The organism is Plantactinospora endophytica (assembly GCF_016862915.1).
Classification (GTDB): Bacteria; Actinomycetota; Actinomycetes; order Mycobacteriales; family Micromonosporaceae; genus Plantactinospora; species Plantactinospora endophytica.
This window is the reverse complement of sequence record NZ_BONW01000021.1, coordinates 326,014-341,011: the sequence shown is the minus strand read 5'-3', so window position 1 is coordinate 341,011 and position 14,998 is coordinate 326,014. Positions and strand designations below refer to the sequence as shown.

At 72.7% G+C, this 14,998-nt stretch carries 16 protein-coding genes; 13 read left to right on the top strand and 3 right to left on the bottom strand.

The genetic code is table 11. The features are described 5' to 3' along the window. Window positions 1-39 precede the first annotated feature (39 nt). Both Pen02_RS22540 and Pen02_RS22535 read right to left on the bottom strand, forming a co-directional pair. Entirely contained in the window at window positions 40-1,239 is a 1,200-nt protein-coding gene (locus tag Pen02_RS22540) for a pyridoxal phosphate-dependent aminotransferase (RefSeq protein WP_203868068.1), read from the bottom strand. Between the two features lie 49 nt (window positions 1,240-1,288). Next, entirely contained in the window at window positions 1,289-2,461 is a 1,173-nt protein-coding gene (locus Pen02_RS22535; protein ID WP_203868067.1) for an MmpS family transport accessory protein, read from the bottom strand. Window positions 2,462-2,717: 256 nt separating this feature from the next. On the opposite strand from Pen02_RS22535, the gene glmS reads away from it, so the two are divergent. The 7 genes from glmS to ung all read left to right on the top strand — a co-directional run bounded on the left by glmS (window position 2,718) and on the right by ung (window position 10,139). Then, complete coding sequence (glmS, locus tag Pen02_RS22530; RefSeq protein WP_203868066.1) at window positions 2,718-4,619, top strand: glutamine--fructose-6-phosphate transaminase (isomerizing); 1,902 nt, start codon at window positions 2,718-2,720, stop codon at window positions 4,617-4,619. Between the two features lie 29 nt (window positions 4,620-4,648). Next, window positions 4,649-5,017, top strand: a complete 369-nt coding sequence (locus tag Pen02_RS22525) for a holo-ACP synthase (RefSeq protein ID WP_203868065.1) — start codon at window positions 4,649-4,651, stop codon at window positions 5,015-5,017. Next, on the top strand, window positions 5,014-6,486 hold the full coding sequence (locus Pen02_RS22520) for an NAD(P)H-hydrate dehydratase (RefSeq protein WP_203868064.1): 1,473 nt from the start codon (window positions 5,014-5,016) through the stop codon (window positions 6,484-6,486). The genes Pen02_RS22525 and Pen02_RS22520 overlap by 4 nt, the downstream gene beginning before the upstream one ends. Window positions 6,487-6,593: 107 nt before the next feature. After that, a complete protein-coding gene (alr, locus tag Pen02_RS22515) occupies window positions 6,594-7,712 on the top strand; it encodes an alanine racemase (protein WP_203868063.1) in 1,119 nt (372 codons plus the stop codon). A gap of 77 nt (window positions 7,713-7,789) precedes the next feature. Continuing rightward, window positions 7,790-8,857: an alpha/beta fold hydrolase gene (locus tag Pen02_RS22510; RefSeq protein WP_372445653.1), complete on the top strand. Its 1,068-nt coding sequence runs from the start codon at window positions 7,790-7,792 to the stop codon at window positions 8,855-8,857. A 10-nt stretch (window positions 8,858-8,867) separates the two neighbouring features. Then, window positions 8,868-9,371, top strand: coding sequence for a tRNA (adenosine(37)-N6)-threonylcarbamoyltransferase complex ATPase subunit type 1 TsaE (gene tsaE / locus Pen02_RS22505; RefSeq protein WP_203868062.1), 504 nt, complete (start codon window positions 8,868-8,870; stop codon window positions 9,369-9,371). 81 nt (window positions 9,372-9,452) lie between these two features. After that, complete coding sequence (gene ung, locus Pen02_RS22500; RefSeq protein ID WP_203868061.1) at window positions 9,453-10,139, top strand: uracil-DNA glycosylase; 687 nt, start codon at window positions 9,453-9,455, stop codon at window positions 10,137-10,139. 10 nt (window positions 10,140-10,149) lie between these two features. Here the strand turns inward: ung and Pen02_RS22495 are convergent, their stop codons facing one another. Further along, window positions 10,150-10,551, bottom strand: coding sequence for a hypothetical protein (locus Pen02_RS22495; protein WP_203868060.1), 402 nt, complete (start codon window positions 10,549-10,551; stop codon window positions 10,150-10,152). A gap of 380 nt (window positions 10,552-10,931) precedes the next feature. On the opposite strand from Pen02_RS22495, the gene tsaB reads away from it, so the two are divergent. From tsaB to Pen02_RS22465, 6 genes are all read left to right on the top strand, one after another. Further along, window positions 10,932-11,633 carry a tRNA (adenosine(37)-N6)-threonylcarbamoyltransferase complex dimerization subunit type 1 TsaB gene (gene tsaB, locus Pen02_RS22490; RefSeq protein WP_203868059.1) on the top strand — a complete coding sequence of 234 codons (702 nt, stop codon included), beginning with the start codon at window positions 10,932-10,934 and terminating at the stop codon, window positions 11,631-11,633. A 29-nt stretch (window positions 11,634-11,662) separates the two neighbouring features. Next, on the top strand, window positions 11,663-12,124 hold the full coding sequence (gene rimI, locus Pen02_RS22485) for a ribosomal protein S18-alanine N-acetyltransferase (protein ID WP_203868058.1): 462 nt from the start codon (window positions 11,663-11,665) through the stop codon (window positions 12,122-12,124). Continuing rightward, a complete protein-coding gene (tsaD, locus tag Pen02_RS22480; RefSeq protein ID WP_203868057.1) occupies window positions 12,117-13,163 on the top strand; it encodes a tRNA (adenosine(37)-N6)-threonylcarbamoyltransferase complex transferase subunit TsaD in 1,047 nt (348 codons plus the stop codon). Before rimI ends, tsaD begins: the two co-directional genes overlap by 8 nt. A 43-nt stretch (window positions 13,164-13,206) precedes the next feature. Continuing rightward, a complete protein-coding gene (locus tag Pen02_RS22475; protein WP_203868259.1) occupies window positions 13,207-13,461 on the top strand; it encodes a hypothetical protein in 255 nt (84 codons plus the stop codon). Window positions 13,462-13,563: 102 nt separating this feature from the next. After that, window positions 13,564-14,163, top strand: coding sequence for a hypothetical protein (locus tag Pen02_RS22470; protein WP_203868056.1), 600 nt, complete (start codon window positions 13,564-13,566; stop codon window positions 14,161-14,163). Window positions 14,164-14,207: 44 nt separating this feature from the next. After that, the gene (locus Pen02_RS22465; protein ID WP_203868055.1) at window positions 14,208-14,951 is read left to right on the top strand and encodes a YbaB/EbfC family nucleoid-associated protein; all 744 of its coding nucleotides are present in this window, start codon (window positions 14,208-14,210) and stop codon (window positions 14,949-14,951) included. The last annotated feature ends 47 nt before the right edge of the window (window positions 14,952-14,998 follow it).

Below are 14,998 nucleotides of genomic sequence, written 5' to 3'. Positions count from 1 at the left end.
GGAGGGCGCCTGAGTCGACCGGTGCTCGGCGGGCGCGGCTCAGGCGAGGGTGCCGCCCAGCGCGCGGAGCCGGGTGACCGCCTCGGCCAGCACCTCCGGGCGCTTGCAGAAGGCGAACCGGACCAGCCGCCGCCCGGCCTCGACGTCGTCGTAGAAGACCTGGGTCGGTACGGCCACCACGCCGCACCGCTCGGGCAGCGTTCGGCAGAACTCCACCCCGTCCCGGCCGCCCAGCCCGGTGATGTCGGCGGTGACGAAGTAGGTGCCCTCCGGCGCCAGTACCCGGAATCCGGCCTCGACCAGTCCGGCGGAGAGCTGGTCCCGGCGGGCCTGGAGGTCGGCCCGGAAGCCGTCGAAGTAGCTGTCCGGCAGGGCCAGCGCCACGGCGACCGCCGGTTGCAGCGGGGCGCCGCTGGTGAAGGTGAGGAACTGCTTGACCCGCATCGTCGCCGCGACCAGCGGAGCCGGGCCGCTGGCCCAGCCGATCTTCCAGCCGGTGCAGGAGAACGTCTTGCCCGCCGACGACACCCGCAGGGTGCGCTCCCACATCCCGGGCAGGGTGGCCAGCGGGATGTGCGGGCTGCCGGCGTCGGTGAAGACCAGGTGCTCGTACACCTCGTCGGTGACCGCGAGGGTGTCGTACTCCTGGCACAGCTTGGCGACCAGGGCCAACTCGTCGGCGTCGAAGACCTTGCCGGTCGGATTGTGCGGCGAGTTGAGCAGCAGCAACCTGGTCCGTGGCCCGAAGGCGGCGCGCAGCTCCGCCGGGTCGAAGGCGTACCGGCCGTCGTCGGTCGGGCGGAGCGTGACCGGCCGCCGGACCGCGCCGGCCAGCGCGATCGAGGCGGCGTACGAGTCGTAGTACGGCTCGAAGCAGACCACCTCGTCACCGGGCTCGCAGAGGCCGAGGATCGCCGCGGCGATCGCCTCGGTCGCGCCGGCGGTGACCAGCACCTGGCCGTCCGGGTCGTAGTCCAGTCCCCAGAACCGGCGCTGGTGTGCGGCGATCGCGGCACGCAGCGCCGGGATGCCCGGACCGGGCGGGTACTGGTTCTGCCCGCCGCGCAGCGCGTCCGCCGCCGCGGCCAGCATCTCTGCCGGCCCGTCCGTGTCCGGGAAGCCCTGGCCCAGGTTGACCGCGCCGGTGCGCACCGCCAGCGCCGACATCTCCGCGAAGATGGTGGTGCCGAACGGGCGCATCCGGCGAACCAGGGGATCGGAGTCCGTTGTCGTCGTCACTCCGTCACCCTAGGCGCTGTGCGCGGGTTTGCCAGGTGCCGAAGAGCGGTCAGATCCCGAAGTCGGAGCAGGTGACGGTCGCGTAGTTGCCGCTGGAACTCTTGGTGGCGGTCGCCTTGCCGTCAACGGTGATCTTGCAGGAGATGTCCCCGGAGCCGCCGCCGGTGCGGATCGCCACGACCGTCTTCAGCTCGTCCTCGGGGATCTTGACCTCCTTCTTCCAGGGCAGGTCGACCGAGGGGGAGTGCACCTGCTTGCCGGCACCGTCGATGTAGGAGAGCGCGACCCGGCCGTCGCCGGTGACCTCGTAGACCACCGTCTGGCCACTGCTGCCCGGGTTGCCGCCGTCCTGCCCGTCGGAGGTGGACGGGGGCGGCGTGATGTCGATGCTGGTCTCCAACTGCTGGCGCAGCCGGTCCATCGCGGCGAGCGGGCCGAGGCAGATCCCGACGCAGACGAGCAGTACGACCACCACCACGGCCACGATCACGATGATCATGGTCTTGTTGCTCTTCTTCGGCGGTGCCGGCGGGAACGGGCCACCGGGATAACCCGGCTGTCCCGGCTGCCCGGGCTGGCCCGGCTGGCCGTAGCCGGGGTAACCGGCGGCGCCGGCCGCCGCGTACGGGTCGGTGCCGGGCGGGCCGGACTGCGGCGGGTAGGTGCCGTAGCCGGCGTCCTGCGGGTTCGGCGCCCCGCTGGTCGGGTATGGCGTGGCAGGTGGGCCGGACTGCGGCGGGTACGCCGGGCCGGCACCGTAGGCCGGGGGCTGGCCGGCCTGCTGCGGCGGCGGGGCGTACGGGTTCGGCTGCTGGGGCTGGGCGTACGGGTTCGGCTCGTGGGGCTGGCCGTACGCACCCGACTGCGGGGGCTGGCCGTACGCACCCGACTGCGGGGGCTGGCCGTAGCTGGGCTGCTGCGGGGGCTGGCCCCAGGCCGGCTGCCCGTACGGGTTGGCCTGCGGCGGCTGGCCGTACGTGCCCGGTTGTCCCGGTTGGGCCGGCGGCTGCCCGTACGTCGTCGGCTGTGCCGGCTGTCCGTACGCGGACGGCTGGCTGGGCTGCGGCGGGGCGTACCTCGTCGTCGGTGCGTCCTCCTCCTCGGCCTCCGGGGAGGTGTCCGGCCGGGGCTGCTGCGGCGGGCCGAACTTCGTCGTCGGCGGCTCGTATTCCGCGGCGGGGTCGTACGGGTTGTTCGACGAGGGGGGCGGCGAGTCGGTCATCGGGTCTGGCTCCAGGTATGGCGGACAGCAGGGGCGTGGCGAGGGGGGAGGGGGATGCCGAGGGCGATGGCAGCGAATGCGCCAGTCACGGTACCCCGTCCTCGCTGGTCGCGATGTACCGGTGAAGGGAGGACAGGCCATCCGAGCGGCCGTTCGTCCGGTTCTGCGGGCGGTCCAGGATACCGAGCAGATGCAGTGATCGAATCGGCACCTTTCGAGCACGCCATATGAGCGAACTTAGGTTAGGCTGCGGGCCATGTGCGGAATCGTGGGTTACGCCGGCGCCAGGCCGGCGCTGAGCATCGTGCTGGACGGGTTGCGGCGGCTGGAATACCGCGGCTACGACTCGGCCGGCGTCGCGGTCGTCGCCGAGGGCGAGCTGCTGACCGAGAAGAAGGCCGGCAAGCTGGCCAACCTGGAGAAGGCGCTGGCCGAGCGGTCGAGCGCCGACGACGACGTGGTGCCCGGCATCGGCGCCGGGACGACCGGGATCGGGCACACCCGGTGGGCCACCCACGGCGGGCCCACCGACCGCAACGCCCACCCGCACAAGGCCACCGACGGCCGGGTGGCCGTGATCCACAACGGCATCATCGAGAACTTCGCCAAGCTCCGCGCCGAGCTGGAGGCCGACGGCGTCGAGTTCACCAGCGACACCGACACCGAGTGCGCCGCGCACCTGCTCGCCGGGGAACTGGCCCGGCTGCGCGCCGCCGGCGAGCCGGACGGGCCGGCCCTGCTGGCCACCGCGATGCGCCAGGTCTGCCAGCGGCTGGAGGGCGCCTTCACGCTGCTCGCGGTGGACGCCGCGATCCCCGGCGCGGTGGTCGGGGCCCGGCGCAACTCGCCGCTGGTGGTCGGCCGAGGGGTCGGGGAGAACTACCTGGCCAGCGACGTCTCGGCGTTCATCGAGCACACCCGGGAAGCGGTCGAGCTGGGCCAGGACCAGGTCGTACTCATCACCGCCGACGACATCGAGATCACCGACTTCACCGGTGCCCCGGCCACCGGCAAGGACTTCCACATCGACTGGGACGCCTCGGCCGCCGAGAAGGGCGGCTACGACTACTTCATGCTGAAGGAGATCGCCGAGCAGCCGCAGGCGATCGCCGACACCCTGCTCGGCCGGCTCAAGGAGAACGGCGAGATCGTCCTCGACGAGGTCCGCCTCTCCGACCAGGACCTGCGGGACGTCGACAAGATTTTCATCGTCGCCTGCGGCACGGCGTACCACTCGGGCATGGTGGCGAAGTACGCCATCGAGCACTGGACCCGGATCCCCTGCGAGGTCGAGCTGGCCAGCGAGTTCCGCTACCGCGACCCGGTCCTCGACCGGTCCACGCTGGTGGTGGCGATCTCCCAGTCTGGCGAGACCATGGACACCCTGATGGCGCTCCGGCACGCCAAGGAGCAGAAGGCCCGGGTACTGGCGATCTGCAACACCAACGGCTCCACCATCCCGCGCGAGTCCGACGCGGTGCTCTACACCCACGGTGGGCCCGAGGTGGCGGTCGCCTCCACCAAGGCGTTCCTCACCCAGCTCGTCGCCTGCTACCTGATCGGCCTGCACCTGGCCCAGGTGCGCGGCATCAAGTACGCCGACGAGGTGGCCGCGGTGGTCGCCCAGCTTCAGGAGATGCCGGACAAGCTGCGCGAGCTGCTCGCCGGTATCGAGCCGGTGCGCGACCTGGCCCGGGACCTCAAGGCGGCGCCGACGGTGCTCTTCATCGGCCGGCACGTCGGCTTCCCGGTCGCCCTGGAGGGTGCGCTCAAGCTCAAGGAACTCGCCTACATGCACGCCGAGGGGTTCGCGGCCGGCGAGCTGAAGCACGGCCCGATCGCCCTGATCGACCAGGGCACGCCGGTGGTCTGCATCGTGCCGTCCCCGGCCGGGCGCGGGATGCTGCACGACAAGATCGTCTCCAACATCCAGGAGATCCGGGCCCGGGGCGCCCGCACGATCGTCATCGCCGAGCAGGGCGACGAGGCGGTCACGCCGTACGCCGACCACCTGATCTACGTACCGCGTACCCCGACGCTGCTGGCCCCGCTGGTGACCACCGTGCCGTTGCAGGTGCTCGCCTGCGAGATCGCCGCCGCCCGGGGTCACGACGTCGACCAGCCGCGCAACCTGGCCAAGTCGGTCACGGTGGAATGAGCCACGGCGCCCGCCGGTAGGGTGAGGCCGTGATCGTCGCAGTCGGCATCGACGTCGTACTGGTCGATCGGTTCGCCCGGGCGCTCGCACGCACCCCGCTGCTGGCCGATCGACTGTTCACCGAGGCGGAACGCGTCACCGGGTCGGGCAATCCGCGCTCCGCCGAGTCGCTGGCCGCCCGGTTCGCCGCCAAGGAGGCGGTGGCCAAGGCGCTGGGCGCGCCGGCCGGGCTGCGCTGGCACGACTGCGAGGTGGTCTCCGACCCGGACGGGCGGCCGTGGCTGACCGTCTCCGGTACGGTCGCCGCCGCCGCCACCGAACGCGGGGTGCAACGGTGGCACCTGTCGCTGTCGCACGACGGCGGGATCGCCTCGGCGATGGTGGTGGCGGAGCGATGAGGTCGGCGTGGCGGGTGGCGGACGTACGCGCCGCCGAACGGGCCCTGATGGGCACCCTGCCGGCGGGCACGCTGATGCGCCGCGCGGCCGGCGGGCTGGCCGGGCACTGCGCCCGGCTGCTCGCCGAGCGGCGCGGCGGGGTCTACGGCGCCGAGGTGCTGCTGCTGGTCGGCTCCGGCGACAACGGCGGCGACACCCTCTACGCCGGTGCCCGGCTGGCCGGGCGCGGTGCGGCGGTCAGCGCGGTGCTGCTGGCCGCCGAGCGGACGCACCAGGGCGGCCTGGCCGCGTTCCGGGCGGCCGGCGGGCGGGTGCGTGACGGGCTGCCGGACCGGGCCGACCTGGTGCTGGACGGGATCGTCGGAATCGGCGGTTCGGGTGGGCTGCGCGAGCCGGCCGCCCGGCTGCTCGCCGAGCTGTCCGGCCTGACCGGCCGGTCCGGGGACCGGCCGCTGGTGGTGGCGGTGGACGTGCCGAGCGGCGTCGAGGTGGACACCGGTGACGTACCGCGCTCGGCCGGGCTGCCGGGGACCGTGACGGCCGACCTGACGGTCACCTTCGGCTGCCTCAAGCCCGCCCTGGTGGTCGGCCCGGCCGCGCCCCGGGCCGGTCAGGTCGAACTGGTCGACATCGGGCTCGGTCCGTGGCTGCGGGCCACCCCGGCGGTACGCGTCGCCGAGTGGTCGGACGTGCGCGCCTGGTGGCCGCGACTCGGCCCCGAGGAGGAGAAGTACAGCCGGGGCGTGGTGGGGCTGGCGACCGGCTCGGCGACGTACCCGGGTGCGGCCGTGCTCTCGGTCGGCGGCGCGGTCGCCGGACCGACCGGCATGATCCGGTACGCCGGCGGCGCCCGTGCCGACGTGTTGCGCCGCTATCCGTCCGTGGTCGCCGCCGACCGGGTCAACGATGCCGGCCGGGTGCAGGCGTGGGTCTGCGGTTCGGGGCTCGGCACCGACGAGCGGGCCGCCACCGAGCTGCGCTGCGTACTCGCCGCACCGGTGCCGGTGGTGCTGGACGCGGACGCGCTCACCCTGCTGGTGGACGGCTCGATGGCGGAGCGGCTGCGGGAGCGGGACGCGCCGATCGTGGTCACCCCGCACGACCGGGAGTACGCCCGGCTCTGCGGTGAGCCACCCGGTGCCGACCGGGTCGGTGCCGCGCTGCAACTGGCGAGCTGGATGAACGCGGTGGTGCTGCTCAAAGGCGATCGGACGGTGGTGGCCACCCCGGACGGGCGGGCGTTCGCCAACCCGACCGGCACCCCGGTACTCGCCACCGGGGGCACCGGAGACGTGCTGGCCGGGTTGCTGGGCTCGCTGCTCGCCGCCGGGCTGCCGGCCGAGCGGGCGGCGGTCGTCGCCGCGTACCTGCACGGGCTGGCCGGTCAGGAGGCCGCCCGGCGCGGGCCGGTGGTCGCCGCCGACGTGGCCGCCGCACTGCGCCCGGTGATCGCCAGGCTGTCCCGATGACTCCGAGGGGTGTCCCGGCGATCACGAGGGTTCTTCCGGTGAGTGCCGAAGTGTCCTGGTCACGCCACCCGGGACCATCCCGATCTACTGGACAGTAGGCTGAGCGCATGTGGCAGGCCGAGGTGCGCGTCGACCTTGACGCGATCCGCGACAACGTGTCCCGACTGCGGGCCGGGACGAGCGCCGAGCTGATGATCGTGGTGAAGGGCGACGCGTACGGGCACGGCATGTTGCCGGTCGCCGGGGCGGCCCTGGACGCCGGAGCGGACTGGCTGGGCGTCTGCACCCTCGACGAGGCGCTGACCCTGCGCCGGGCCGGGATCACCGCGCCGGTGCTGGCCTGGCTGCTCGCTCCCGGGCTGCCGCTGCACGACGGGGTGGCCGCCGACGTCGACCTGGCGGCGGCGAGCGTCGGCCAGCTCGCCGAACTCGTCACCGCCGCAGAACGGGCCGGCCGGCCGACCCGGACCCATCTCAAGATCGACACTGGCCTCTCCCGGGGCGGCGCGACCCTGGACGACTGGCCCGAGCTGCTGGACGCGGCGGCGAAGGCGCAGGCCGACGGCCTGGTCGAGGTGGTCGGCATCTGGAGTCACCTGGTCTACGCCGACGCGCCCACGCACGCCACCACCGACCGGCAGCTCGCGGTCTTCACCGAGGGGCTCGCCCTCGCCGAGCGGGCCGGGCTGCGGCCCCGCTACCGGCACCTGGCCAACTCGGCGGCGACGCTGACCCGGCCCGACACCCATTTCGACCTCGTCCGGCCCGGCCTCGCGACGTACGGGCTGTCGCCGGTGCCGGGGGAGCAGTTCGGGCTGCGGCCGGCGATGACCGCCCGGGCCCGGGTGACGCTCACCAAACGGGTACCGGCCGGCACCGGCGTCTCCTACGGGCACACCTACCACACCGAGCAGGAGACGACGCTTGCCGTCGTGCCGCTCGGGTACGCCGACGGGGTGCCCCGGCACGCCTCCAACGTCGGCCCGGTCCAGCTCGCGGGTGCCCGGCGCACGATCGCCGGACGGGTCTGCATGGACCAGATCGTGCTGGACTGCGGCGACGACCCGGTGGTCCCGGGCGACGTGGCGACGCTCTTCGGCGACGGTGCGGCGGGCGTACCGACCGCCGACGACTGGGCCGAGGCGATCGGCACCATCAACTACGAGATCGTCACCAGGTTCGGCGGAGTCCGGGTGCCCCGGGTGTACGACGGACGGCAGCCGTGAGCCCCGCCAAGCGGACCGTCGCGGCGCGGGTACCGGTGCAGCGGCAGCCGGCCCGGCGTACCCCGACCCGGACCGGCCTGTTCCGGGTGGCCGGCATCCTCGGCGCGGCGGCCGGGGTCGCGGCGGCCGGCATCGCCGCCGGAGTGGCCGCCGAACGCGCGGTGGTCCGCCGTTCCAAGTCCAAACCCGGTGACCGGTACGCCACCGAACCCTTCGGCGAGCTGCCGTTCGACGAGTCGTGCACCGTCTCGACCGCCGACGGCACCGACATCCACGTCGAGCTGGTCGGGCCGCTGCCCGGCCCGGAGCGGCCGACCCTGGTCTTCGTGCACGGCTTCTGCCTGGACATGGGGACCTTCCACTTCCAGCGGCAGGTTCTCACCGAGCTGGGCGAGGACCGGATGGTCTTCTACGACCAGCCGGGGCACGGCCGGTCCGGCCGGCTGGAGTCGGGCGAATACCAGCTCCAGGCGCTCGGCGAGACGCTCCGCTCGGTGATCGACCGGACGGCACCGACCGGGCCGCTGGTGCTGGTCGGACACTCGATGGGCGGCATGACCATCATGGCGTTCGCCGAGCGCTATCCGGAGCTGTTCGCCGAGCGGGTGGTCGGTACCGTACTGATGGCCACCTCGGGCGGGCTGGTGGCGGAGACGAAGTTCGGCCTGCCGACGATCGTCGCCCGGGCCGGCGCCCCGCTGCTGCCGGTGGTGGACAACGCGACCCGGCTCACCGGCAGCGTGATCGACCGGGCCCGGCGGGCCTCGGCGAACCTGGCCTGGCTGCTCACCCGCCGGTACGGCTTCGGCACCTCCACGCCCAGCCCGGCACTGGTCTCCTACGTGGAGAAGATGAACTCGCGGACCTCGACCGAGACGGTGGCCCGCTACCTGCGCACCATCTACACGCACGCCCGCTATCCGGTGCTGGCCGCGCTGCGGGAGAGTCCGACCCTGGTCATCGTGGGTGAACGCGACATGATCACTCCGGTCACCCACTCCGAGGAGATCGTCCGCTGGCTGCCGGACGCCGAGTACGTCAAGGTGCCCGACAGCGGGCACGTCGTGATGCTGGAACACGCCGACGAGGTCAACGACGCACTGCTGGACTTCCTCGACCGGCTGCCCGGCAGGGAGAGGGATTGAGGCCGTCCGGATGAGCGACGCGTTGCGCGGTACCGAACTGGTCCGCGAGCTGCCGACCGTGGCGGACACCCACGGGTTCGGGCGGCGGCTCGGCGGGCTGCTCCGCCCCGGGGACCTGCTGGTGCTCACCGGGCCGCTGGGCGCCGGCAAGACCGCACTGGTGCAGGGGATCGGCGCCGGACTGGGCGTACTCGGCGACATCACCTCGCCGACCTTCGTCATCGCCCGGGTGCACCGGCCCGATCCGGCCAAAGGCGGCCGGGTGCCGCTGGTGCACGCCGACGCGTACCGGCTGGGTGACGCGGTGGACCCCCGGGCCGAGATCGACGACCTCGACCTGGACGCCTCGCTGGACGATGCGGTGACCGTGGTCGAGTGGGGCGAGGGGATGGTCGAGCACCTGGGCGACGCGCACCTGCGGGTCGTTATCGACCGGCGGGACGACGACACCCGGTCGATCGAGCTGGTACCGGTCGGCGGCGACTGGACGGAGCGACTCGCCGGGCTGCGCTGAGACGCCGTCGTACCGGAATTCCCGCTGTCGTACCGGACTTCTAGAGTGCGGGAAACGACCGTGGCGTTCGAGAGGTTACCGATGACCCTGGATCTTCCGGCCCTGCTTCCTCCGGCCTGGCGGGCGGCGCTGGACCCGCACCTCGACCCGGCCGAGACCGCCGCGTTGGGCGAGTTCGTCGCCGGGGAGTACGCGACGCAGACCGTCTTCCCGCCGGTCGAGGACCTCTTCGCGGCCTACCGGCTCTGCGCGCCGGAGGACTGCCGGGTGCTGATTCTCGGTCAGGATCCCTACCACAAGGCGGGCCAGGCACACGGGCTCAGCTTCAGCGTCCGGGACGGTGTCTCGGTGCCTCCGTCGCTGCGCAACGTCTACAAGGAGCTGGCCGACGACCTGGGTGTGCCGGTCTCCCGCAGCGGCAACCTGACCAGCTGGGCGAGTCAGGGCGTGCTGCTGCTCAACGCGGTGCTGACCGTCCGGCAGGCCACCCCGGGCTCGCACGGCAACAAGGGTTGGGAGGCGTTCACCGATGCCACCATCAAGGCTCTCGACGCCCGCCCGGAGCGGATCGTCTTCCTGCTCTGGGGCGGCTACGCCCGCAAGAAGGCGGCGCTGGTCAGCAATCCGGCGCACGTGGTGCTGGAGGCCGGCCACCCCAGCCCGATGAACCCCCGGGGTTTCCTCGGCAGCCGCCCGTTCAGCGCCTGCAACAAGGCGCTCGCCGACGCCGGCCGGCCCACGGTCGACTGGGACCTGTCGCCCCGCTGAGCTGCCTGTTTCAGCCTGCCGAGGTATGCCGGGCCCGCCACCGCCGCAACAGGTCGGCGGTGGCCGGCTCGGTCGCCTCGACCAGCGCGAGCGGCAGCACCCGATAGCTCCGGTCGCCGTGCCGGACCTCGATCGACTCCGGCAACTCGTCGCACATCCGCGCCCGGAGCACCCCAACCACGGTCTGCCAGCGGTGCTCGCCGGGCTCGCGCGGATCGTTGACCAGATATCCGAAATCGTCGTACCGGGGATTCCAACGCCGGGCGTAGTAGCGGTCGAGCCAGGTGGTGAATCGCTCGGCGTCCCGCCAGGCGACCGCGATCTCGACGTCACCCATCGGCACCGGCGCGCCCTGCGGCAGTGCCGCCGCAGTGCCGGTCAGCACGTACGGCAGGTCGCCGAGGCGTACCACCGTTCGGTGGAGTCCGGCCTCCTCGACGCGATCCGCGACCGTACGCCCGCAGGGTGGTGAGCCGGGACGGAGGCATCGTCCGATCCTGCACCTCTCGCACGAGCGTGATGCCACGGAGCCATAACTATGACTCGGTGGCATATTCCTCGCCGTAGAGCTGTCTCCGCGCCGGCCCCGCAACTCCGCCACACCCACAATCCACACCCACACCCACACCCACACCCACACCCACACCCACAGCCGGCAGCCGGCAGCCGGCACCGACCCCGGTCACCCCGGCGCAGGGAACGTCCGGCGCGGGCCACCCCGAACACACCCGCCACTTGGTGACTCGCCCGGGCCGTGCCGGGGGCCGGGGACCGCCCGGTTAGGGTGCCTATGTGCTCGTACTCGTGTTGGACTCCTCGACCCCGGCGGTGACCGCCGCGCTGGCGGAGATCACCGCCGACGCCGTCGCGCCGCGCGGCGAGCGCAGCGTCGTCGACGCGCGCGCCCACGGCGAACTGCTCGCGCCGCAGGTGTCCGAGGTGCTGGCCGAGGCCGGCGCCCGGCCGGCCGACCTGGCCGCCGTGGTGGCCGGAGTCGGGCCGGGGCCGTTCACCGGCCTGCGGGTCGGCCTGGTCACCGCCGCGAGCATGGGTCAGGTGCTGGGCATCCCGACGTACGGCGTTCCGTCGCTGGACGCCATCGGGCACGCCGCGACCCACCCCAGGTCCGGCGCGGCGCCGGAGGTCGGGCCGGTGCTCGCGGCCACCGACGCCCGCCGCCGGGAGATCTACTGGGCCGTCTACGACCTGGCCGGCGAACGGCTGGCCGGTCCCGACGTCGACACCCCGGCCGCCGTCGCCGAGCGGGCCCGGGAACTGGGCGTCCGGGTCGCGGTCGGCGAGGGGGCCCGCCGGTACGCCGACATCCTCGGACTGCCACCGCGAGCCGGACTCGACTACCCGCCGCCGTACGCCCTCGCGGAGCTGGCGGCCGAGCGGATCCGGGCCGGCGCCCCCGGCGACCAGCTCACCCCGCTCTACCTACGCCGGCCGGACGCCGTGGCGGCGACCGGCCGCAAGCCGGTCCTGCGGTGAGGACGGCGGCGGATGAGGACAGTGGTCGGATGACCAGGCTGGGCCCGTTCCGCTGGTGGCACATCTCCGAGGCGCTGCCGATCGAGGCGGACCTGTTCGGCGCCGAGCAGTGGTCGGCGGCGATGTTCTGGAACGAGTTGGCGAGCGGGCACCACTACCTGGCGGCGCTGGACTCGACCGACGCGCTCGTCGGCTACGCCGGGCTCGCCGTCGCGCCGCCGGACGAGGCCTGGGTGCAGAACGTGGCGGTACGCCGGGACGCGCAGCGCGCCGGGATCGGCCGGATGCTGCTGGTCGAACTGCTGGCCGAGGCGACCCGACGCCGGGTACGACGGGTGCTGCTGGAGGTGGCGGTGGACAACGCCCCGGCCCAGCGCCTCTACGCGGCGTACGGCTTCGAGCCGGTCGGGGTACGACGTGGCTACTACCAACCGAGCAACACCGACGCGCTGGTCATGCAGGTCGAACTGGAGCAGGCACATCATGGCTGACGAACCGCTGATCCTCGGGATCGAGACCTCCTGCGACGAGACCGGCGTCGGTGTCGTACGCGGGCACACCCTGCTCGCCGACGCGCTGGCGTCCAGTGTGGAGGAACACGCCCGGTTCGGCGGCGTCGTACCCGAGGTGGCCAGCCGGGCGCACCTGGAGGCGATCGTGCCCACCATGCGCCGCGCGCTGGACGACGCCGGGGTGACCCTGGCCGACATCGACGCGATCGCGGTCACCGCCGGCCCCGGGCTGGCCGGTGCGCTGCTGGTCGGAGTGGCCGCCGCCAAGGGCTACGCGCTGGCCGCCGAGAAGCCGGTGTACGGCGTCAACCACCTGGCCGCGCACGTCGCGGTGGACACCCTGGAGCACGGCCCGCTGCCCGAGCCGGCGATCGCGCTGCTGGTCTCCGGCGGGCACTCCTCGCTGCTGCTGGTCGACGACCTGGCCACCGGGGTCACCCCGCTCGGCGCCACCATCGACGACGCCGCCGGGGAAGCCTTCGACAAGGTGGCCCGGCTGCTCGGGCTGCCGTTCCCGGGCGGCCCGCCGATCGACCGGGAGGCCCGGTCCGGTGCGCCGGACGCGATCGCCTTCCCGCGCGGACTGACCGCCCCGAAGGACCTCGCCGCGCACCGATTCGACTTCTCGTTCTCCGGACTGAAGACCGCGGTGGCACGCTGGGTGGAGGCGAAGCAGCGGGCCGGTGAACCGGTACCGGTGCCGGACGTGGCCGCGTCCTTCCAGGAGGCGGTATGCGACGTACTGACCAGCAAGGCGATTGCGGCCTGCCGGGACCGGGGCGTCGAGACGCTGGTACTCGGCGGTGGGGTGGCCGCGAACTCCCGACTCCGGGCGCTGGCCGAGGAGCGGGCGGCGAAGCACGGCATCCGAGTCCGGGTACCCCGGCCGAAGCTCTGCACCGACAACGGCGCGATGGTGGCGGCGCTCGGCTCGCACCTGGTCGCCGCCGGGGTGGCACCGAGCCGGCTGGACCTGCCCGCCGATTCCGCGATGCCGCTCACGACCGTCAGCGTGTAGTGTTCCGGCGGCGCCGAGGGCGGCGGGAGGAGCGATGGCCGACGTGATCGTACGCATGTGGGAGGTACGCGCCGAGCGTGCCGGCTTCGCCGACCTCATCACCTGGGTCTGCGACACCGCTCTGCCCGAGCTGGAGCACAACCCGCTGCACATCTCCAGCGAGGTCTTCTCCTCCACCGACAACCGGCTCGTGGTGATCTCGAAGTGGCGGGCCAACCCGGTCTCGCTGCCCGACCCGCCGGCCCGGATGCTCGCCCGTACCCCGCACGCCTGGGATTTCACCCAGGTCGACCGCTGAGCGCCTGAGCATCGCGGCGGCGACGGCCGCTGACCTTCTGTCGCAATCTTGACCACCCTACGTGTCGCCCCCATCTGCCATCATGGCCGGGTGCACCCAGGGATGTATCGATATCACCTGTCGATCGGCTTCCACGGCACACGTGCGCTGCGGGTGGTGTTCGTGGTGGTGCTAGGCGGGATGGCCACCCTGGCGTCCGGCTGCCTCGGATTCATCCTCGGCATGATGCTGCTCTGGGTGATACCCGATCGCCCTGACCGCCAGCTAACGCTCGGCTACCTGCCACTTGTGACGGCTGGACTGCTCGCCCTGGCTGTCGTGGTCTACGTCGCGCTGGTGATCGCGTTCGGTGTTCGGCTGGCCGCCTGGCTGGAGGGCACTCGGCTGACAGTACGGGGCTTACGCCAGCGGAGCGTTGAACTTGCCGACGCCCGGTCGGTGGCGTTGCGCCAGATCAACCAGAAACTCGTCGGTCCGGTACGGCGCAGTGGGATCGTCGGTCCCGCCCAACCGGTGTCGGTGCTTGACGTGGCCGATGGCAATGGCAGGGTGCGGCTGCGTCTGGCCAGCCGCGAAGCGGTCCAACTACCACCGGAACAGCTACTCACACTTGCCAATGCGCTGTCGACGGCTCGCTGTCCGGGTGCGGATGAGGTGGTCGCTTGGCTGCGCGGCACTGCGGCGCTTGCCCAGCGGGGCTGATCAATGGCACCGGGGTTCGTTGACTAATCAGATCGTGGGGGAGTATGAGCGCGGAGCAGAACATCCATCGCCTCGGCAGGGAGGTTGAGCGGGTTAGCTGGCAGCTCGACGGTTCGGACATCACAGGGACCGGAGCGGACGAGTCCGGGCTCGTTCGGGTGTGGTTGGACGGCTCGGGGCAGTTGGGGCGGGTCGAGATCGGCCGGAACTGGTGGCGGGATCTTGGCCCCGAACTGCTGTCGGCCTCGATTCTCGAGGCGCTCGACAGGGCAATCGGTGACCGGCTGGCGGCTTGGTCGGTCCGGGTGGCCGAACGGGAAGCAGGTGAGCCGCCGGCCGACTGGCAGCCACCAGCCCACCGGCGGTCGGACAGCGATTCGCCGGAGCGCCGGGGCCACGAGCAGGTCGCTGGCGGGGGCGATCGAGCCGGCGAGGTAGCACAGGTGCTCGACCTGCTCCGGGATGCGATGTCTGAGTTGGACGGCTATCGGCAGCAGGTCGACGACCAGGCCAGGCAGCAGGTGCTCGGCAGTAGTGGAGGCGGGCGGGTCACGGTCGCACTGACCGGCGGCCAGGTGACGCAACTGGAAATCAGCCTGCGGTGGTTGCGTGAGCAACCGACCGGTCAGTCGGTCGCCGAGGAGGTACGCGCGGCCTGCCAGGACGGGTACCAGCGCCACTCCCAGCAGGCCGCCGCACTGTCGGCGTCGTCGCCGGCCATCGCGCAGGTGCGTGACCTCGCCGCACATCCGATGACGCTGCTCCGGCGTCTTGGCCTCGGGCATTGACCGCCCCTGCTGGCACCACATCGACGAGCCGCCGACCGTAAGGAGGA

Excerpts from the sequence above, each read along its gene's own strand:
- Pen02_RS22535 (WP_203868067.1), bottom strand. The coding sequence starts at position 2,461 with ATGACCGACTCGCCGCCCCCCTCGTCGAACAACCCGTACGACCCCGCC.
- glmS (WP_203868066.1), top strand. The coding sequence starts at position 2,718 with ATGTGCGGAATCGTGGGTTACGCCGGCGCCAGGCCGGCGCTGAGCATC.
- Pen02_RS22520 (WP_203868064.1), top strand. The coding sequence starts at position 5,014 with ATGAGGTCGGCGTGGCGGGTGGCGGACGTACGCGCCGCCGAACGGGCC.
- alr (WP_203868063.1), top strand. The coding sequence starts at position 6,594 with ATGTGGCAGGCCGAGGTGCGCGTCGACCTTGACGCGATCCGCGACAAC.
- tsaE (WP_203868062.1), top strand. The coding sequence starts at position 8,868 with ATGAGCGACGCGTTGCGCGGTACCGAACTGGTCCGCGAGCTGCCGACC.
- ung (WP_203868061.1), top strand. The coding sequence starts at position 9,453 with ATGACCCTGGATCTTCCGGCCCTGCTTCCTCCGGCCTGGCGGGCGGCG.
- rimI (WP_203868058.1), top strand. The coding sequence starts at position 11,663 with ATGACCAGGCTGGGCCCGTTCCGCTGGTGGCACATCTCCGAGGCGCTG.
- tsaD (WP_203868057.1), top strand. The coding sequence starts at position 12,117 with ATGGCTGACGAACCGCTGATCCTCGGGATCGAGACCTCCTGCGACGAG.
- Pen02_RS22470 (WP_203868056.1), top strand. The coding sequence starts at position 13,564 with ATGTATCGATATCACCTGTCGATCGGCTTCCACGGCACACGTGCGCTG.
- Pen02_RS22465 (WP_203868055.1), top strand. The coding sequence starts at position 14,208 with ATGAGCGCGGAGCAGAACATCCATCGCCTCGGCAGGGAGGTTGAGCGG.